This is a genomic window from Streptomyces pimonensis, assembly GCF_041380215.1.
GTDB classification, from domain to species: Bacteria; Actinomycetota; Actinomycetes; order Streptomycetales; family Streptomycetaceae; genus Streptomyces; species Streptomyces pimonensis.
Window position 1 is genome coordinate 42,092 of the sequence record NZ_JAHWZY010000033.1, and the last position, 18,913, is coordinate 61,004.

Below are 18,913 nucleotides of genomic sequence, written 5' to 3' on the forward strand. Positions count from 1 at the left end.
GCCGGATCCTCCTCGCATGGCACTTCGATCACGCTCACGCACAGGGACGGCGACCAGCGGCCCGGGCCGCCCGCCCGCCTCCGACGGCCGCGCCCGCCACCGTCGGCCGACCGGACCCCGCGGCCGGGCCCCGCGCCGGGACCACCGGGCGGTGGCGGAGGAACTCCGCCGCCGGGCGGAGTCGCTGTTCGACGGCGACGACCACCGCGCGCACACCGGGCGACCACCGGCCTGGGCCCTGACCGGTACCCGCCGCATCAGGCGGGCCGGCTCCTCGGCGGCCGCGAACCGGACGGCGGATGCGGACCGGACGGCGGATGCGGACCGGCCGGAGCTCGGGGACTGCCCGGCCGGCGTGGACCGGCCGGTGACTCAGGAGCGGGCGACGGCTGCGGATCGGCGGGCCGACCGGAGGCGGGCGGCTGCTGTGGGCCCTCTCGCCGCGGGGACCGGTGGCGGTACGGCCGCGGCGGACGACGAGGACGACGTCACGGGCGCGGAGGAGGTCGGCCGCGGGGCCGGACGGGGATGGCGGCGGGAGCGGGCCGGGCTCGCGCTGCGGGAGCGGCTGCCGTTGTGGGTGCGGGCGCGGTGCGGGATGGAGCGGCGGAGCGTGGTCGCGCTGTCGGTGCTGCTCGTGGTCGCCGTGGGGTTCGCCGTACAGCACTTCTGGACCGGGCGGACCCAGCCGGTACGGGCACCGGAGGTGGTGCGCGCGGCGGCTCCCCACGGCGAGCACGTCAAGGGCGCGGCGAAGGGGGAGACCGCGCCGGACGCTGCGACGAAGCCCGGGGGCCCGGCCCCGGCGGGGGCCGAGATCGTGGTCGACGTCAGCGGCAAGGTACGCGACCCGGGAATCCACCGCCTGCCCGCCGGTTCACGCGTCGAGGACGCGCTGCGGGCGGCCGGCGGAGTACGGCCCGGCACCAGGACCGACACCCTGAACCGCGCCCGTTTCCTCGTCGACGGCGAACAGGTCGTCGTAGGGGGCCCGGCACCGGCCGGAACAGCCCCCGGAGGCAGCGCCGGTACGGCGGGAGCCGGCCCCACCGTGCCGGTGTCCCTCAACACCGCCACCCCGGACCAGCTCGACGCCCTGCCCGGAGTCGGCCCCGTGCTCGCCCAGCACATCGTCGACTACCGCACCCGGAACGGCGGTTTCCGCTCGGTGGACGAACTCCGCGAGGTGAACGGCATCGGCGACCGCCGTTTCGCGGAGCTGCGCAGCCTCGTACGGCCATGAGGACGGAGACGACGGCCACGCCACCACCCCCGCCCCCGCAGCCCACCGCCCGGCGGCACGTCCACGCCGCCTCCGGCAAGCGGCTCGGAGCCGCGCACCCGAGACAGGAGGGACCGGCGGACCTGCGCCTGGTCCCGCCCGCCCTGGCCGCCTGGGCCACGGCCGCCGTGATGCTGCACGCCCCGCCCGGCCGGGCGGCGGGGACGGTGATCGTCTCCCTGCTGACGGCCGGCATTCTCCTCGTGGCGTGCAGCCGCCCGACCGGGCGGGGACGGGCCACCGCCCGGGCCGGCGCCGCCGCGCTGCTCTGCGTCGCGGCGGCCGCCGGATCGGCGGGACTGCACGGCGCGGACCTGCGACGGGGCCCGGTGCCCGCACTGGCGCGGGAGTACGCCCAGGTGACCGCCGAGGTCGAGATCACCTCCGACCCCCGGCTCACCCGGTCCAGGGTCAGCGGCAACCACATGGCCCCCACCTCCGTACTGATCGAGGCCGACGTACGACGGGTGGAGCGCGTCGACGGCACGGCGGAGACGACCCGCACGCCCGTCCTGCTGATCGTCGACCCGGGCCCGTCCGAACGCACCGCACCGGACGCTGAGGACCGTTCCCCCTGGCTCGCCCTCCTGCCCTCCACCCGCCTCCGCGCCGAGGCGCGGCTCGCCCCGGCGAGGGCGGGCGGCGACCGGTTCGCCGCCGTGCTGCGGGTGAGGGGCCGGGACGGCGGCGGCCCGGAGACCGTGGGCCGGCCGTCGGCTCCGCAGCGGCTGGCGGGACGGCTGCGTGCCGGACTGCGGGAGGCGACCGAGGGACTGCCGACGGACGCGCGGGCGCTGCTGCCCGGCCTGGTCGTGGGCGACACCGCGAGGATCACCCCGGAACTGGACGAGGCGTTCAGGGAGACCGACCTCACCCATACGCTCGCCGTCTCCGGCGCCAACTTCACCATCCTCCTCACCCTGCTCCTCGGCCCGCCCGGCCTGGCACAGCGGGCCGAGAGACGCGGACTCGCACCCCGCCTCGGCATCCCCCTGCGGACCACCGCACTCCTCGGTGCGACGCTCTCCCTCGCCTTCGTCGTCGTGTGCCGGCCCGATCCCAGCGTGCTGCGGGCCGCCGCCTGCGGCTCCGTCGCCCTGCTCGCGCTCGCCACCGGCCGCCGCAGATCACTGATCCCGGCGCTGGCGACGGCGGTCCTGCTCCTGGTGCTCTACGACCCCTGGCTGGCCCGCAGTCCCGGCTTCCTGCTCTCCGTGCTGGCCACCGGCGCGCTGCTCACGCTCGCGCCACGCTGGAGCGCGGGACTGCGGCGGCGCGGTGTGCCGCCCCGCCTCGCGGAGGCGCTGGCCGCCGCGGGTGCCGCGCAGGCGGTGTGCGCGCCGGTGGTCGCCGTACTGGCGGCGCGGGTGAGCCTGGTGGCGATCCCGTGCAACCTGCTCGCGGAGTTCGCGCTGGCGCCGGCCACGGTGCTGGGCTTCCTGGCCCTGGCCACGGCACCGGTGGCGATGCCGGCGGCGGAGGTACTGGCCCGGTGCGCGAGCTGGCCCGCGGAGTGGATCGCGCAGGTCGCCAGAACGGGCGCCGCGCTGCCCGGCGCGGGAGTGGACTGGCCCGGCAGCTGGACCGGCGCGGCGGCACTCGGCGCCCTCACCGTGCTCGCGCTGCTCGTGGGCCGCCGCCTGCTGAGACACCCCTGGTGGTGCGCCGCCTGCGCACTCCTGCTGGTACTGGTGGTGGTGCAGCCACGGCCCCTCACCCGGGCGATCACGGGCTGGCCCCCGCCGGGCTGGCGGCTGGTGATGTGCGACGTCGGCCAGGGCGATGCGCTGGTACTGGCGGCGGGCGAGGGCGCCGGCGTGGTCGTGGACGCCGGTCCCGATCCGGCCCTCGTCGACCACTGCCTGCGCTCCCTCGGCGTCACCAGGGTCCCGCTCGTCGTCCTGACCCACTTCCACGCCGACCACGTGGCGGGCCTCCCCGGCGTACTGCGCGGACGCGCGGTGGGCGCCGTCGAGACGACGCCCTTCGAAGAACCCGCCGACCAGGCCGCGTTCGTCCGAAGACTCGCCGCCGCCCGGAACATCCCGGTGACACACGCCGCCGCCGGTCAGGCGCGGCGCACGGGGAAGCTGTCCTGGGAAGTGGTGTGGCCACCGCCGAGCACTCCGCCGACTGCGGGCACACGACCCACGGCCCCGGCACCGGAAGGCCCGAACGACGCCAGTGTCGCCATGCTGGTCCGCACGGCCGGCCTGCGCCTGCTGCTCCTCGGGGACCTGGAACCCCCGTCCCAGCGAGCCCTGGCGAGATCACCGGCGGCCAGGCGACTGGCAGACGTGGACGTCCTCAAGGTCGCCCATCACGGCTCGGCGTACCAGGACCCGGACCTCACACGCCGGGCGGCCCCACGGCTGGCGCTCATCAGCACGGGAGAGGACAACACCTACGGGCACCCTGCCCCGAACACGGTCGCCGCCCTCCGCGCCGCAGGCGCGACGGTTCTGCGGACCGACCGGGACGGAGCGCTGGCCGTGGCCGGCGGCGGGGACGGCGGCGGGGCGCTGCGGGTGGCGCGACACTGAGGGCATGACTGAGAGGATGAGCACCGCGGGAGTCGACGCCTACCTGCGCCGCCTGGGCGTCGGGCAGCCCACCCGGCCCACCGCGGACGCGCTGCGCGAGCTGCACCTGCGGCATCTGGAGACCGTGCCGTTCGAGAACCTGTCCGTCCATCTCGGCGAGGAGATCGTGCTGGACGGGAAGCGGCTGCTGGACAAGGTGGTGGAGGCGCGACGGGGCGGTTTCTGCTACGAACTCAACGGCGCCTTCGGGGCGTTGCTCGCCGCCCTCGGCTACGACGTCCAGTTGCTCGCGGCGCGCGTGTACGGCGACGGGGGCCGGCTCGGCATCCCGTACGACCATCTCGCGCTGCGGGTGCGGACGGTGGACGGCGGCGACTGGCTGGCCGACGTCGGCTTCGGGGCTCACTTCCACCTGCCGCTCGCCTTCGGGGAGCGCGGGGAGCAGGAGGATCCCGGGGGCACGTTCCGGATCACCGAGGCGGGCGCCGACGCGGCCGGGGCGCGCGGCGGGCACGACCGGGGGGAGGCGGCGGACCTGGACGTGAGCCGGAACGGGCGGCCGGTGTACCAGCTGGAGGTCCGGCCGAGGGTGCTCGGCGACTTCACGGCCGGGGCGTGGTGGCACAGCACCTCACCGCTCTCCCCCTTCACGCGGTCGCCGGTGTGCTCGCGGATCACCGGGGACGGGGGCAGGATCACGCTCAGCGGCCGGCGGTTCACGGTCACCGCGCCGGACGGGACGCGGCGGGAGCACGAGGCGGGCACGGATGAGGAGGTGCTCGCGCTCTACCGGGACCGGTTCGGGATCGCACTGGACACGGTGCCGACGGCGCGCGGCACGGGCACCGGCACGGGCGGCTGACCCCGGTATCGGACAATGACCCGTGTGAGTGATGTGCGACATGTGCTGGTGCTGCCCGACCGTGATGCCGCGGAGGAGGTGGCCGAGGCCCTCGGTGAACGGTTCGGCGTGGACGAGGAGCCGCGGCTGGTGCGGGACGCGCTCGCCGGTGAGGACGACGCGGAGGACGCGCAGTGGCTCGTCGTCCTGCGGGACGAGCCGGGCCGGCTGGACCCCGCGGAGCTGAACGAGTTCGTGGCCGAGTGGGACGGCTGGCGGGAGGAGCCGTAGGGGGACCGCGGCCGGCACGGCGTTGTCGGTGGCGCGTGGGATGCTTGTCGCGATGGCCAGGAAGACCGCATCCGACGACCTCCTCGCCCCGGTGACGCTCGCCGTGGGCCAGGAGGACCTGCTGCTCGACCGCGCCGTGCGGGAGGTGGTGGCCGCCGCGCGGGCCGCCGACGCCGACACGGACGTACGCGACCTGACACCGGACCAGCTCCAGCCCGGCACCCTCGCCGAACTGACCAGTCCGTCGCTCTTCGCGGAGCGCAAGGTCGTGGTCGTCCGCAACGCGCAGGACCTCTCGGCCGACACCGTCAAGGACGTCAAGGCGTACCTCGGCTCGCCCGCCGAGGAGATCACGCTGGTCCTGCTGCACGCGGGCGGCGCCAAGGGCAAGGGGCTGCTCGACGCGGCGCGCAAGGCGGGAGCACGCGAGGTGGCGTGCCCGAAGATGACGAAGGCCACGGACCGGCTGGCCTTCGTGCGGGGCGAGTTCCGGACCACCGGCCGATCGGCCACCCCCGAGGCGTGCCAGGCGCTGGTCGACGCCCTCGGCAGTGATCTGCGGGAGCTGGCCTCGGCGGTGTCCCAGCTGGTCGCGGACGTCGAGGGCACGATCGACGAGGCGGTCGTCGGCCGGTACTACACCGGGCGGGCCGAGGCGTCGAGTTTCACGGTCGCCGACCGCGCGGTCGAGGGGCGGGCGGCGGAGGCGCTGGAGGCACTGCGCTGGTCGCTGTCGACCGGGGTCGCTCCGGTGCTGATCACCAGCGCGCTGGCCCAGGGCGTACGGGCGATCGGCAAGCTGCAGTCGTCGCCGGGCGCCCGCCCCGCCGATCTCGGCATGCCGCCCTGGAAGATCAACCAGGTCCGGCAGCAGATGCGCGGCTGGACCCCGGACGGCGTGGCCGTCGCGCTGCGCGCGGTCGCCGAGGCGGACGCGGGCGTGAAGGGCGGCGGGGACGACCCGGAGTACGCCCTGGAGAAGGCCGTCGTCACCGTCGCCCGCGCGGCGCGCTCGCGGGGCCGGGCGTAGCCCGGAAGCACGGGCGGTGACCGAGTCGCCCCGTGGTCCCCGAAGAGGGGAACCGGATGCGCCAGCCGTAAGCCGCCCGGGTACGGAGAGGCGGCGAGCACGATGGCTGAACACCCGAACGCACAGCTGGCCCGCAGGGGCTGTGAGGCGTTCACCCGTGGGGACATGGAGACCCTGCGCTCGATGAGGGCGGCGGACGGCCCCGTCATGGGCCGGGCACCGGCGTGCTGGCCGGTGATTCCGAGGGCCGGTGACTTCAAGGGCCGGTGATTCCGAGGGCCGGGAAGAGATCCTCTCCATGTGCCGGCGGCCCGGCGAGGAGACCGACGGGGCGTTCACGGTCGAGCTGCGGCAGGTCCTGGTCGACGGCCGGGGACACGCAGTGAGCCTGCACCGCCTCACGGCCGACCGGCGGGGCAGGCACCTGGACGAGCACGGGGGGCATCGTCTTCCGGATCGTGGGACGACAGAACGACAGGACGACGGACCTGGACGAGTGCGCCGCGGACGTCGACGCGAGGAACGACTTCTGGTCCCGGACGATGCCGAAGGCCCCGCCCGCCACCCGGGGAAGGGTGTGCGTGCGAGGCCTTCGGTCGAAGCGTGTGAGCCCGTACCCGCGTGGCGAACGCAGGCCGCGTACGGGCTCGGGTGCCGGCCGGGGGCGGATGAGAGAGGGCCCGCCCGGATTCCCGCCGACGGTCAGATCACGGAGTGGTTCAGCCCTTGACGGCCGCGACCTTCTGAGCCAGCGCCGACTTCTTGTTGGCGGCCTGGTTCTTGTGGATGACGCCCTTGGAGACGGCCTTGTCGAGCTGACGCGCCGCGGCGCGCTGGTACTCGGTGGCCTTCTCGACGTCACCCGCGGCGGCGGCCTCGCGGGCCTTGCGGATCGCGGTCTTCAGAGAGGACTTGACGGCCTTGTTGCGCAGCCGGGCCTTCTCGTTGGTCTTGTTCCGCTTGATCTGGGACTTGATGTTCGCCACGAATGAGCCTCTACAGGTTCTGGCACGGGACCGCACGGGGACCGCACGGCTCCGGTACCGGGTGATTTCTTGGGGTGTGCCTCGCGCTGAGAGGGCATGAGACACAGCCCCCCACACTACCAGCGGCCCATTCGGTGGCCCAAACCCGTTCCCGGTCGCCACCCGTGGGACCATGGAAGCTACGTATCGATCCGACCCGAGACCGCAGACGCACAAGCACACGTATGCGGACGCCTCAAGAATCAGGACCCTGCGTGCCCGCGATCCCCAGCCATGTGCCCGAGCCGAGCCGTACCGACCCGGCGCTGATCCGCAATTTCTGCATCATCGCGCACATCGACCACGGCAAGTCCACGCTCGCCGACCGGATGCTCCAGCTGACCGGAGTGGTCGAGCAGCGGCAGATGCGCGCTCAGTACCTCGACCGCATGGACATCGAGCGCGAGCGCGGCATCACGATCAAGTCCCAGGCGGTGCGGTTGCCGTGGGCCCCGACCCACGAGAAGAGCAACACGCACATCCTCAACATGATCGACACCCCCGGGCACGTCGACTTCACGTACGAGGTGTCCCGCTCGCTCGCCGCCTGCGAGGGCACGATCCTGTTGGTCGACGCCGCCCAGGGCATCGAGGCCCAGACCCTCGCCAACCTGTACCTGGCGATGGAGAACGACCTCACGATCATCCCCGTACTGAACAAGATCGACCTGCCGGCCGCGCAGCCGGAGAAGTTCGCCGAGGAGCTGGCGAACCTGGTCGGCTGCGACCCCGACGACGTGCTCAAGGTCTCCGCGAAGACCGGCCTCGGCGTCGAGGCGCTGCTGGACAAGGTGGTCGCCGAGATCCCCGCCCCGGTCGGCGTCAAGGACGCCCCGGCCCGCGCGATGATCTTCGACTCGGTCTACGACTCCTACCGCGGTGTCGTGACGTACGTCCGTGTCATCGACGGCCAGCTCAACAAGCGCGAGCGCATCCGGATGATGTCCACCGGCGCCACCCACGAGCTGCTGGAGATCGGCACCAACTCGCCGGAGATGCTGCCCGCCGACGGTCTCGGCGTCGGTGAGGTGGGCTACCTCATCACCGGGGTGAAGGACGTCCGCCAGTCGAAGGTCGGTGACACCGTCACCAGCCAGCACAAGGGCGCCGAGGAGGCGCTCGGCGGCTACAAGGACCCCAAGCCGATGGTGTTCTCCGGCCTCTACCCCCTGGACGGCTCCGACTACCCGGAGCTGCGCGAGGCCCTCGACAAGCTCCAGCTCAACGACGCCGCCCTGGTCTACGAGCCGGAGACCTCCGCCGCCCTCGGCTTCGGTTTCCGCGTCGGCTTCCTCGGCCTGCTGCACCTCGACGTGATCCGCGAGCGCCTGGAGCGCGAGTTCGGGCTCGACCTCATCGCCACCGCGCCGAACGTGGTCTACCGCGTGGTCATGGAGGACGGCAGCGAGCACACCGTCACCAACCCGAGCGAGTTCCCCGAGGGGAAGATCGACGAGGTGTACGAGCCGGTCGTGCGCGCCACCATCCTGGCGCCCAGCGAGTTCATCGGCTCGATCATGGAGCTGTGCCAGACCCGGCGCGGTGTCCTGCTCGGCATGGACTACCTCTCCGAGGACCGGGTGGAGATCCGCTACACCCTCCCGCTCGCCGAGATCGTCTTCGACTTCTTCGACCAGCTGAAGTCCAAGACCCGCGGCTACGCCTCCCTCGACTACGAGCCCACCGGCGAGCAGACCTCCAGCCTGGTGAAGGTCGACATCCTGCTGCACGGCGACAAGGTGGACGCGTTCTCCGCGATCACCCACAAGGACCAGGCGTACGCGTACGGCGTACGGCTCGTCGCCAAGCTCAAGGAGCTCATCCCGCGGCAGGCCTTCGAGGTGCCGGTACAGGCCGCCATCGGCTCCAGGGTCATCGCCCGCGAGACCATCCGCGCCATCCGCAAGGACGTCCTCGCCAAGTGCTACGGCGGTGACATCTCCCGCAAGCGGAAGCTGCTGGAGAAGCAGAAGGAGGGGAAGAAGCGGATGAAGATGGTGGGTTCCGTGGAGGTCCCGCAGGAGGCCTTCATCGCCGTCCTCTCCAGTGACGACAGCGCGGGATCGGGCAAGGGCAAGAAGTAGCCGGAGGTTACCGCGGGTCACTCCGCGAACCGGGCGTAACGGGGCCCGTCGTACGCGAGTACGGCGGGCCCCGCGCGTCCACGGGGTAGCCCTTTCTGTGTGAAGTGGCAGGCCGTGACCCCTTACGCCGTGGCCGCTCGCCCCTTACTCTGTCCGTGCTCGATAGTTACTCGTGAGTTAAACAACGGCGCGAGGAAACCCAGCCCCACTGAGCCAGCCGCACCGTCGCGGGCCCCGGAGGATGTCGTGAGCGACACACAGACACTGATCGAGAACCGTCCGCCGAGCGTGGCGACCCTCTTCCTGGAGCGTGTGGCGGCCACACCGGACGCCGAGGCCTACCGCTACCCCGTCCCACCGGCCTCCGGCGAGGGCCCGGACGACTGGAAGGCCCTCACCTGGGCGGGCACCGCCGAGCGGGTCCACGCCATCGCGGCCGGCCTGATCGAGCTGGGCGTGCAGCCGGAGGAGCGGGTCGCGCTCGCCTCCGCCACCCGGGTCGAGTGGATCCTCGCCGACCTCGGCATCCTCTGCGCAGGCGCCGCCACCACCACGATCTACCCGCAGACCAACGCCGACGAGTCCGCCTACATCCTGTCCGACTCCCAGAGCCGGGTGCTCATCGCGGAGAACGCCGAGCAGGTCGCCAAGGCGGTCGGGAAGCGCGCGGAACTGCCCGAGCTCACCCACGTCGTGGCCGTCGACGCGGCAGGCGTCGAGACCGACGACTTCGTGATCACCCTCTCCGACCTGGAGAAGCGCGGCGCCGCCCGGCTCCAGAGGGAACCGGAGCTGATCAAGGAGCGGGTCGCCGCGATCGCCAGGGACCAGCTCGCCACCCTGATCTACACCTCCGGCACCACCGGCCGCCCCAAGGGCGTGCGCCTGCCGCACGACTGCTGGTCGTACATGGCGAAGGCGATCGCCACGACCGGTCTGGTGAGCGGCGACGACGTGCAGTACCTGTGGCTGCCGCTCGCGCACGTCTTCGGCAAGGTGCTCACCTCCGGGCAGATCGAGGTCGGTCACGTCACCGCCGTCGACGGCCGCGTCGACAAGATCATCGAGAACCTCCCGGTGGTCCGGCCGACCTACATGGCGGCCGTGCCCCGCATCTTCGAGAAGGTCTACAACGGCGTGGCCGCCAAGGCGAGGGCCGGCGGCGGCGCCAAGTACAAGATCTTCCAGTGGGCCGCCGGGGTCGCCCGCGAGTACGCCAAGGTCACCCAGGACAACTTCCGCCGCACCGGCACCGCGAGCGCCCCCTTCGGCCTCTCGGCGAAGCACGGCGTCGCCGACAAGCTCGTCTACGCCAAGATCCGCGAGGCCTTCGGCGGCAACCTGCGCGCCTGCGTCTCCGGCTCGGCCGCCCTCGCCCCCGAGATCGGCTACTTCTTCTCCGGCGCCGGCGTCCACATCCTGGAGGGCTACGGCCTCACCGAGTCCTCCGCCGCCTCCTTCGTCAACCCGGGCGAGGCCTACCGCACCGGCACCGTCGGCAAGCCGCTGCCCGGCACCGAGGTGCGCATCGCCGACGACGGCGAGATCCTGCTGCGCGGTCCCGGCATCATGCAGGGCTACCACAACCTGCCCGAGAAGACCGCCGAGGTCCTGGAGGAGGACGGCTGGTTCCACACCGGCGACATCGGCGAACTCTCCGCCGACGGCTACCTGCGCATCACCGACCGCAAGAAGGACCTGATCAAGACCTCCGGCGGCAAGTACATCGCGCCCGCCGAGGTCGAGGGCCGGTTCAAGGCGGTCTGCCCCTACGTCTCCAACATCCTCGTCCACGGCGCGGACCGCAACTACTGCACCGCCCTCATCGCCCTCGACGAGATCGCCATCACCGCCTGGGCGGCCGAGAACGGCATGGAGGGCAGGCCGTACGCCGAGATCGTCGCCGCGCCCGCCACGGTCGAGATGGTCGACGGCTACGTCAAGCAGCTCAACGAGGGCCTGCAGCGCTGGCAGACCATCAAGAAGTTCCGCCTCCTCCCGCGCGACCTCGACGTCGAGCACGGCGAGATCACTCCGAGCCTGAAGCTGAAGCGCCCGGTGGTGGAGCGCGAGTACAAGCACCTCATCGAGGAGATGTACGAGGGCGCGCGCGAGGCGTGAGCGTCACGGTGCGACCGCGGGGGCGGGTTCCCGGACCGGTGCGGTCCGGGAACCCGCCCCCTTTTTCCACGACGACCGGAACAAAACGGCTTTCTGTTCGTTCCTGAACGCGCGCGCAGCACTGTTCTCACCCATGACGGTTCACTTCGTCGACTCGGCGCCTGGGAGCGGGGCCGGTCTGTCACCCTGTCGGCAGCGATCGAGTTCTCTTCGTACGAACTGCCCGGGGAGCTGCCCATGAGGGCCATTCCGACCCGACGGGAGACCACCTCGTGCGCCTCCGGCGCGCGGGAGCGCGTGTGGGTGGACGCGACCCTGCCCGGGAGCCCCCTCGCACCGGGCACCGCACGAGCCGTGCTGCGCAAGGCGCTCACCGAGTGGGCGGAACTCGCGCCGCCCGGCGCCGAGCACCTCACCGGCCGCGCCGGCGACGACGCCACGCTGATCGCCAGCGAACTCGTCACCAACGCCGTCGTGCACGCCGGCACCGAGGTGCGTCTGACGTGCGGGCTGGAGGAGGCGACCGGCGCGCTCGTCATCGAGGTCGCCGACCGGCACCCCTCCCGCGCGCCGCGCGGCAACGAACCGGAGGCGTCGGCGTACGGGACCCCGGAGCACGGGCGCGGCCTGCGCCTGGTCGCCGCGCTCTCCGAGGCCTGGGGGATCACCTATCGTCCGGGCACGAAGACGGTGTGGGCGCGGCTGGCCGCCGGGGGGAGCGCGGCGGGCGACCAGATCGAGGCGTACGCCGGGGAGCGCGCGCTGGCGCGCGATCTGAAGGTGGCGGAGATCCTCGCGCCGGAGCCGCCCCGGCCGGAACAGGACGCAGTCGACCCGCTGGACGCAGTCGACCCGCTGGACGCAGTCGACCCGCTGGACGCACTCGATCCGCTGGTCTCCCGACGCCCGCCGGGCCACCGGGAAGCGCCCGGCGCCGCCCGTGACATCTGGCGCGGCGGCTCGTACGGCGACGACTGGCTCGCCCGCCGGCCAGGCCGCGACGGGACCTGGCTGGGGCGCGGCGCCCTGTCCTTCCTCGCGGAGGCCTCCGACCTGCTCGCCGGGCAGCTCGACGAGGACCTGGTCACCTCCCTCACCGGGCAGCTGATCGTGCCGCGGCTGGCCGACTGGTGCGCGGTGTGGCTGGAGGACGGGACCGCCGGCCACGGCGGAGGCTGGAGCGGGGGGAGCCGGGCCGGTGGCCTCCACCTCGCCCGCGTCTGGCACGCGAGTGAGCACCGCATCGAGGATCTGAGCCGTTCCCTGGAGCGGAACCCACCGCCCGCGTGCGACCCGCTGCAGGCCGGTCCCGCCCCCTATCCGTGGCCGGACGGAGCACTCGGCACCCCGGACGCCGGCGACCGACCCCCCGGAACCCTCACCGCCCCCGGCGCCGCCCTCGCCTACCGGCTCGTCGTCGGCGGACGCCCGCTGGGCACGCTGGTGATCGGACGGGGCGGGATCGACCGGTTCCCCGACGAGATCACCGGCCTGGTGGAGGACCTCGGACGGCGGGTCGCGCTCGCCATCGGGGCCGCCCGGCGGTACTCCCGCCAGGCCACCATCAGCGCCGTCCTGCAGCGCGGACTGCTGCCCGGCGCCGTCGCCGAGATCCCCGGCGTGCGCAGCGCCCTCGTCTACGAACCCTGCGACAAGGGCGGACCGAGCGGTGACTTCTACGACCTCTTCCCCGCCGGGCGCGGCCGCTGGTGCTTCGCCGTCGGCGACGTCCAGGGCAAGGGGCCCGAGGCCGCCGTCGTCATCGGCCTGGCCCGGCCCTGGCTGCGGCTGCTCGCCCGCGAGGGGTACCACGTCGCCGACGTCCTGGACCGCCTCAACCAGCTCCTCCTCGACGACGCCACCGAGGCCGCCGACGCCGCCGCCCGCGCGCTGGTGGCCGCCGGCGCCCGCCCGACCACCCCCGGCGACGGCCCCCAGACCCGTTTCCTCTCCCTCCTCTACGGCGAGCTCGTCCCCTTCGACGGCGGCGTCCGCTGCACCCTCGCCTCCGCCGGACACCCGCTGCCCCTGCTGCTCGCCCCCGACGGTTCGGTCCGCGCCGTCGCCCGGCCGCAGACCCTGCTCGGGGTCGTCGAGGACGCGACCTACACCAGTGAGACCTTCGAGATGTACTCCGGCGACACCCTGCTCTGCGTCACCGACGGGGTCACCGAGCGGCGCTCCGGCTCCCGCCAGTTCGACGACGGCGACGGGCTCGCCACGGCGCTGTCGGGGTGCGCGGGGATGGACGCGGAGCTGATAGCGGAACGGATCACCCAGCTCGTGCACGCCTTCGGGGCCCGCCCGCCGGCCGACGATCTCGCCCTGCTCGTGCTGCAGGCCGAGTGACGCCACCGGTGCGGGACAATGGAGCACATGCCTTCCGCACTCCCCGACGGTGAGCCCGTCCCCGCCGACGGCGCGCTGCCCGCGTCCGCACTCGCCGGGGCCGCCGACCGTCCCCTCGGGTTCTACCTGCACGTCCCGTACTGCGCGACCCGCTGCGGCTACTGCGACTTCAACACCTACACCGCGACCGAGCTGCGCGGCAGCGGCGGCGTGCTGGCCTCCCGGGACAACTACGCCGGGACCCTGGTCGACGAGGTCCGCCTGGCGCGGAAGGTGCTGGGGGACGACCCGCGCGAGGTCCGCACGGTGTTCGTCGGCGGCGGTACTCCCACCCTGCTGGCCGCCGACGACCTCGTACGGATGCTGGGGGCGATCCGCGAGGAGTTCGGGCTGGCGCCGGACGCCGAGGTGACCACGGAGGCGAACCCGGAGTCGGTCGATCCGGCCTACCTGGCGACCCTCCGCGCGGGCGGTTTCAACCGCGTCTCCTTCGGCATGCAGAGCGCCCGGCAGCACGTGCTGAGGGTCCTGGACCGCACGCACACCCCCGGCCGCCCCGAGGCGTGCGTCACGGAGGCCCGCGCGGCCGGTTTCGAACACGTCAACCTGGACCTGATCTACGGCACGCCGGGGGAGTCCGACGACGACTGGCGGGCGTCCCTGGACGCGGCGATCGACGCCGGTCCCGACCACGTCTCGGCGTACGCGCTGATCGTCGAGGAGGGCACGCGGCTCGCCCGCCGCATCCGTCGCGGCGAGGTCCCCGGGACCGACGACGACGTCCACGCGGACCGGTACCTGATCGCCGAGGAGACGCTGTCGGCGGCGGGCTTCGACTGGTACGAGGTGTCCAACTGGGCCACCTCCGACGCGGGCCGCTGTCTGCACAACGAGCTGTACTGGCGGGGCGCCGACTGGTGGGGCGCGGGGCCCGGCGCCCACTCGCACGTGGGCGGGGTGCGCTGGTGGAACGTCAAGCACCCGGGCGCGTACGCGGCGGCGCTGGCGGCAGGGCGGTCGCCGGGGGCGGGCCGTGAGCTGCTGTCGGACGAGGACCGGCGGGTGGAGCGGATCCTGCTGGAGCTGCGGCTCGAGGAGGGCGTGCCGCTGTCCCTGCTGAAGGAGGAGGGACTGGCGGCTTCGCGGCGGGCGCTGACGGACGGGCTGCTCCGGCAGGGGGCGTACGACGGGGGCCGTGCGGCCCTCACCCTGCGGGGGCGGCTGCTCGCCGACGCGGTGGTGCGGGATCTGGTGGACTGACCTTTCCTCGCCCCCGCGGCCCCTTCCCGCCCGACCGGGGCTCCGCCCCGCCGGCCCCGAGGGCCTCGTCCCCGAACGCCGGACAGGCTGACGGCGGCCCCTCCGGCGTTCGAGGAGCGGTCGCCGGGGCCGCGGGGCCCCGGGGCGGGAAGGAGCGGCGGGGTGAGGAAGCACACCTGTCAGGACGGTGCCGTGACGAAGTCGATCAGTTCCTCCACGCGGCCCAGGAGCTGGGGCTCCAGGTCCCGGTAGGAGCGCACCGAGCCGAGGATCCGCTGCCAGGCCTCCCCGGTGTTCGCCACGCGCCACCCCAGCGCCCGGCACACCCCCGTCTTCCAGTCCTGCCCCCGCGGCACCCGGGGCCACGCCTCGATGCCGACCGACGCCGGCTTCACCGCCTCCCAGACGTCGATGTACGGGTGGCCCACCACCAGCGCGTGCTCGCTCGTCACCGCCTCGGCGATCCGCCACTCCTTCGAGCCGGGGACCAGGTGGTCCACCAGGACGCCCAGCCGCGCGTCCGGCCCCGGCGCGAAGGACTCGACGATCGACGGCAGGTCGTCGACACCCTCCAGGTACTCCACGACCACGCCTTCGATGCGCAGGTCGTCTCCCCACACCTTCTCGACCAGCTCCGCGTCGTGCCGCCCCTCCACGTAGATGCGCCCCGCGCGGGCCACCCGCGCCCGCGCGCCGGGAACGGCCACCGAACCGGACGCCGTACGGGCGGGACGCACCGGACCGGCGGACGGCCGCACCAGCGTCACCACGCGGCCCTCCAGCAGGAAACCCCGCGGCTCCAGCGGGAACACCCGGTGCTTCCCGAAGCGGTCCTCCAGGGTCACCGTGCCCGCCTCGCAGCGGATCACCGCGCCGCAGAAGCCGGTACCGGGTTCCTCGACCACCAGGCCCGGCTCGGCCGCGACCTCGGGGACGGGCTGCGGTTTCTTCCACGGAGGGGTCAGATCGGCGGAGTACTGGCGCATTCTGACGACGATACGAGGATCCCGCCCGCGGTGATCAGTCCGACACGCCGAAACGGGCCGCCAGGGCGTCGCGCTGGGCCCGGACGAACGCCGCGTCCACCACCGCGCCGTGGCCGGGGACGTACCGCGCGTCCTCACCGCCCAGCTCCAGCAACCGGTCCAGGGCGGCCGGCCAGTGGGACGGCACGGCGTCGGGGCCGGCCTGCGGCTCGCCCGACTCCTCGACCAGGTCGCCGCAGAACACCACCTCCGGGTCGCCGGGGACCAGGACCGCGAGGTCGTGGGCGGTGTGCCCGGGGCCCACGTCCGCCAGCAGCACCTGACGGCCGCCGCCCAGGTCGAGCGTCCGCTCGCCGCGCACCGCGTGCCGGGGCGGGACCAGCGCGTCCACGGCCTCCTCGGCCGCCCGCGCGTCCAGCCCGTGGCGCACCGCGTCCGCGCGCAGCTCCTCACGCCCGCGGCCCGTCAGCACCGCGTCCGCACCCACCGCGCCGAACACCTCCGCGCCCGCGAACGCCGCCGCCCCGAGGACGTGGTCGAAGTGGGGGTGGGTGAGCGCGAGATGCGTCACACGACGACCGGTGAGCGCCTGCACCTCCGTCCGCAACCGTGCGCCCTCGCCCGGACCGGAGCCCGCGTCGACGAGCAGCAGGCCGACCGGGCCCACGACGAGCCCCACCGTGCAGTCCCACACCGGCAGTCGGCGCCGTCCCACCCCGGCTGCCACTCGCTCCCATCCCGGCTCTTCCCAAGTCACGGTCATACCGGGACGCTATCGGGGGACGGCACCGCCCGGCGCGACGGCGCGGGGACCGGCCTTGCCCGGGGTGCACCCACCGGCCGTACACTGGGCGGGAAAGTCTGGCACTCGCGTACGAAGAGTGCCAGGCGAACAGGGAAGGTACCGCGCGGAAGGCTTCTGGAGGTGTGCGCGATGCTCAGTGAACGCAGGCTCCAGGTGCTGCGCGCCATCGTCCAGGACTACGTGGGCACCGAGGAGCCCGTCGGCTCCAAGGCGCTCACCGAGCGGCACAACCTCGGCGTCTCCCCGGCCACCGTGCGCAACGACATGGCGGCCCTGGAGGACGAGGGCTTCATCGCCCAGCCGCACACCAGCGCCGGACGCATCCCCACCGACAAGGGCTACCGCCTGTTCGTCGACAAGCTGGCCGGCGTCAAGCCCATGAGCCCGCCGGAGCGGCGGGCCATCCAGAACTTCCTCGACGGTGCCGTCGACCTCGACGACGTGGTGGCCAGGACCGTGCGGCTGCTCGCGCAGCTGACCCGGCAGGTCGCCGTCGTGCAGTACCCGTCGCTGACCCGCTCCACCGTGCGGCACGTGGAACTGCTGTCCCTCGCCCCCGCGCGGCTGATGCTGGTGCTGATCACGGACACCGGCCGGGTGGAGCAGCGTATGGTCGACTGCCCGGCGCCGTTCGGCGAGTCCTCCCTGGCGGACCTGCGGGCCCGCCTGAACAGCAGGGTCGCGGGACGTCGGTTCGCCGATGTGCCGAGCCTGGTGGAGGACCTCCCCGAGGCGTTCGAGGCCGAGGACCGCGGTACGGTCTCGACGGTGCTCTCCACTCTCCTGGAGACGCTCGTCGAGGAGAACGAGGAGCGGCTGATGATCGGCGGCACCGCCAATCTCACCCGCTTCGGACATGACTTCCCCCTCACGATCCGGCCCGTCCTGGAGGCGCTCGAGGAGCAGGTCGTGCTCCTCAAGTTGCTTGGTGAGGCGGGGGATTCGGGCATGACCGTGCGCATCGGGCACGAGAACGCCTACGAGGGACTCAACTCCACGTCCGTCGTGTCGGTGGGCTACGGTTCGGGCGGCGAGGCGGTTGCCAAGCTCGGCGTGGTCGGACCGACCCGCATGGACTACCCGGGAACGATGGGAGCGGTACGCGCAGTGGCACGGTACGTCGGACAGATCCTGGCGGAGTCGTAGTGGCCACGGACTACTACGCCGTACTCGGCGTGCGCCGCGACGCTTCGCAGGAGGAGATCAAGAAGGCCTTCCGGCGGCTCGCCCGCGAGCTGCATCCGGACGTCAATCCTGATCCGAAGACGCAGGAGCGGTTCAAGGAGATCAACGCGGCCTACGAGGTGCTGTCGGACCCGCAGAAGAAGCAGGTCTACGACCTCGGCGGCGACCCCCTCTCGCAGGCCGGCGGTGGCGGCGCGGGCGGCTTCGGGGCCGGTGGCTTCGGCAACTTCTCCGACATCATGGACGCGTTCTTCGGCACGGCGTCGCAGCGCGGGCCGCGCTCGCGCACCCGCCGGGGCCAGGACGCGATGATCCGCATCGACATCGAGCTCGACGAGGCCGCGTTCGGCACGACCAAGGACATCCAGGTCGACACGGCCGTCGTCTGCACGACCTGCAGCGGCGAGGGCGCCGCTCCGGGCACCACCGCGCAGACCTGTGACATGTGCCGGGGCCGAGGTGAGGTCTCGCAGGTCACGCGGTCCTTCCTGGGCCAGGTCATGACCTCCCGCCCCTGCCCGCAGTGCCAGGGCTTCGGCACCGTCGTCCCCACCCCGTGCCCGGAGTGCGCGGGCGACGGCCGGATCCGTTCCCGGCGCACCCTCACGGTCAAGATCCCGGCCGGTGTCGACAACGGCACCCGGATCCAGCTGGCCGGCGAGGGCGAGGTCGGGCCCGGCGGCGGTCCCGCCGGTGACCTGTACGTGGAGATCCACGAGCTCCCCCACGCGCAGTTCCAGCGGCGCGGCGACGACCTGCACTGCACGGTCACCCTCCCGATGACGGCGGCGGCCCTCGGCACCAAGGTGCCGCTGGAGACGCTGGACGGCATGGAGGAGATCGACATCCGGCCCGGCACCCAGTCCGGCCAGTCGATCCCGCTGCACGGCCGGGGCGTCACGCACCTGCGCGGCGGCGGCCGGGGCGACCTCGTCGTCCACGTCGAGGTCCAGACCCCGACCAAGCTCGACCCCGAGCAGGAACGCCTCCTGCGGGAACTGGCCAAGCTGCGGGGCGAGGAACGGCCCACGGGACAGTTCCAGCCCGGTCAGCAGGGGCTGTTCTCGCGGTTGAAGGACGCCTTCAACGGGCGCTGACCGGATGGCGCGGG

The 18,913-nt window shown here is 73.3% G+C and carries 15 protein-coding genes; 12 read left to right on the forward strand and 3 right to left on the reverse strand.

The window, feature by feature from the left end; genetic code table 11:
* Nucleotides 1–16 precede the first annotated feature (16 nt).
* The 6 genes from KYY02_RS26375 (at nt 17) to KYY02_RS26400 (ending at nt 6,257) form a co-directional block, all read left to right on the forward strand.
* Complete coding sequence (locus KYY02_RS26375) at nt 17–1,243, forward strand: ComEA family DNA-binding protein (protein ID WP_371242114.1); 1,227 nt, start codon at nt 17–19, stop codon at nt 1,241–1,243.
* Nucleotides 1,240–3,825: a ComEC/Rec2 family competence protein gene (locus KYY02_RS26380; protein ID WP_371242116.1), complete on the forward strand. Its 2,586-nt coding sequence runs from the start codon at nt 1,240–1,242 to the stop codon at nt 3,823–3,825. Before KYY02_RS26375 ends, KYY02_RS26380 begins: the two co-directional genes overlap by 4 nt.
* 16 nt (nt 3,826–3,841) lie before the next feature.
* Nucleotides 3,842–4,687 carry an arylamine N-acetyltransferase family protein gene (locus tag KYY02_RS26385; RefSeq protein WP_371242174.1) on the forward strand — a complete coding sequence of 282 codons (846 nt, stop codon included), beginning with the start codon at nt 3,842–3,844 and terminating at the stop codon, nt 4,685–4,687.
* 15 nt (nt 4,688–4,702) lie between these two features.
* On the forward strand, nt 4,703–4,957 hold the full coding sequence (locus KYY02_RS26390) for a hypothetical protein (protein ID WP_371242118.1): 255 nt from the start codon (nt 4,703–4,705) through the stop codon (nt 4,955–4,957).
* 52 nt (nt 4,958–5,009) lie between these two features.
* A complete protein-coding gene (gene holA / locus KYY02_RS26395) occupies nt 5,010–5,987 on the forward strand; it encodes a DNA polymerase III subunit delta (RefSeq protein WP_371242120.1) in 978 nt (325 codons plus the stop codon).
* A gap of 102 nt (nt 5,988–6,089) precedes the next feature.
* Nucleotides 6,090–6,257 (forward strand): hypothetical protein, encoded by a 168-nt coding sequence (locus KYY02_RS26400; RefSeq protein ID WP_371242122.1) that lies wholly within the window; start codon nt 6,090–6,092, stop codon nt 6,255–6,257.
* Nucleotides 6,258–6,706: 449 nt separating this feature from the next.
* On the opposite strand, the gene rpsT is transcribed toward KYY02_RS26400, so the two are convergent.
* Complete coding sequence (gene rpsT, locus KYY02_RS26405) at nt 6,707–6,973, reverse strand: 30S ribosomal protein S20 (protein ID WP_030858234.1); 267 nt, start codon at nt 6,971–6,973, stop codon at nt 6,707–6,709.
* A 254-nt stretch (nt 6,974–7,227) separates the two neighbouring features.
* Here rpsT and lepA point away from each other — a divergent pair, with 254 nt between their 5' ends.
* The 4 genes from lepA to hemW all read left to right on the forward strand — a co-directional run bounded on the left by lepA (nt 7,228) and on the right by hemW (nt 14,826).
* On the forward strand, nt 7,228–9,096 hold the full coding sequence (gene lepA / locus KYY02_RS26410) for a translation elongation factor 4 (RefSeq protein ID WP_371242124.1): 1,869 nt from the start codon (nt 7,228–7,230) through the stop codon (nt 9,094–9,096).
* 246 nt (nt 9,097–9,342) lie between these two features.
* Nucleotides 9,343–11,217, forward strand: coding sequence for an AMP-dependent synthetase/ligase (locus KYY02_RS26415; protein ID WP_371242126.1), 1,875 nt, complete (start codon nt 9,343–9,345; stop codon nt 11,215–11,217).
* Nucleotides 11,218–11,454: 237 nt separating this feature from the next.
* On the forward strand, nt 11,455–13,566 hold the full coding sequence (locus tag KYY02_RS26420) for a SpoIIE family protein phosphatase (RefSeq protein ID WP_371242128.1): 2,112 nt from the start codon (nt 11,455–11,457) through the stop codon (nt 13,564–13,566).
* Between the two features lie 27 nt (nt 13,567–13,593).
* On the forward strand, nt 13,594–14,826 hold the full coding sequence (hemW, locus tag KYY02_RS26425; protein WP_371242130.1) for a radical SAM family heme chaperone HemW: 1,233 nt from the start codon (nt 13,594–13,596) through the stop codon (nt 14,824–14,826).
* A gap of 179 nt (nt 14,827–15,005) precedes the next feature.
* On the opposite strand, the gene KYY02_RS26430 is transcribed toward hemW, so the two are convergent.
* Entirely contained in the window at nt 15,006–15,812 is an 807-nt protein-coding gene (locus KYY02_RS26430; RefSeq protein ID WP_371242132.1) for a DUF3097 domain-containing protein, read from the reverse strand.
* A 34-nt stretch (nt 15,813–15,846) separates the two neighbouring features.
* Nucleotides 15,847–16,575: an MBL fold metallo-hydrolase gene (locus KYY02_RS26435; protein ID WP_371242134.1), complete on the reverse strand. Its 729-nt coding sequence runs from the start codon at nt 16,573–16,575 to the stop codon at nt 15,847–15,849.
* A gap of 171 nt (nt 16,576–16,746) precedes the next feature.
* On the opposite strand from KYY02_RS26435, the gene hrcA reads away from it, so the two are divergent.
* Both hrcA and dnaJ read left to right on the forward strand, forming a co-directional pair.
* A complete protein-coding gene (hrcA, locus tag KYY02_RS26440; protein ID WP_217127857.1) occupies nt 16,747–17,763 on the forward strand; it encodes a heat-inducible transcriptional repressor HrcA in 1,017 nt (338 codons plus the stop codon).
* A complete protein-coding gene (dnaJ, locus tag KYY02_RS26445; RefSeq protein WP_371242136.1) occupies nt 17,763–18,899 on the forward strand; it encodes a molecular chaperone DnaJ in 1,137 nt (378 codons plus the stop codon). Before hrcA ends, dnaJ begins: the two co-directional genes overlap by 1 nt.
* Nucleotides 18,900–18,913 lie beyond the last annotated feature (14 nt).

Excerpts from the sequence above, each read along its gene's own strand:
- KYY02_RS26380 (WP_371242116.1), top strand. The coding sequence starts at position 1,240 with ATGAGGACGGAGACGACGGCCACGCCACCACCCCCGCCCCCGCAGCCC.
- KYY02_RS26435 (WP_371242134.1), bottom strand. The coding sequence starts at position 16,575 with ATGACCGTGACTTGGGAAGAGCCGGGATGGGAGCGAGTGGCAGCCGGG.
- KYY02_RS26420 (WP_371242128.1), top strand. The coding sequence starts at position 11,455 with ATGAGGGCCATTCCGACCCGACGGGAGACCACCTCGTGCGCCTCCGGC.
- hrcA (WP_217127857.1), top strand. The coding sequence starts at position 16,747 with ATGCTCAGTGAACGCAGGCTCCAGGTGCTGCGCGCCATCGTCCAGGAC.
- KYY02_RS26385 (WP_371242174.1), top strand. The coding sequence starts at position 3,842 with ATGAGCACCGCGGGAGTCGACGCCTACCTGCGCCGCCTGGGCGTCGGG.
- KYY02_RS26430 (WP_371242132.1), bottom strand. The coding sequence starts at position 15,812 with ATGCGCCAGTACTCCGCCGATCTGACCCCTCCGTGGAAGAAACCGCAG.
- KYY02_RS26390 (WP_371242118.1), top strand. The coding sequence starts at position 4,703 with ATGACCCGTGTGAGTGATGTGCGACATGTGCTGGTGCTGCCCGACCGT.
- hemW (WP_371242130.1), top strand. The coding sequence starts at position 13,594 with ATGCCTTCCGCACTCCCCGACGGTGAGCCCGTCCCCGCCGACGGCGCG.
- holA (WP_371242120.1), top strand. The coding sequence starts at position 5,010 with ATGGCCAGGAAGACCGCATCCGACGACCTCCTCGCCCCGGTGACGCTC.
- KYY02_RS26400 (WP_371242122.1), top strand. The coding sequence starts at position 6,090 with ATGGCTGAACACCCGAACGCACAGCTGGCCCGCAGGGGCTGTGAGGCG.
- KYY02_RS26375 (WP_371242114.1), top strand. The coding sequence starts at position 17 with ATGGCACTTCGATCACGCTCACGCACAGGGACGGCGACCAGCGGCCCG.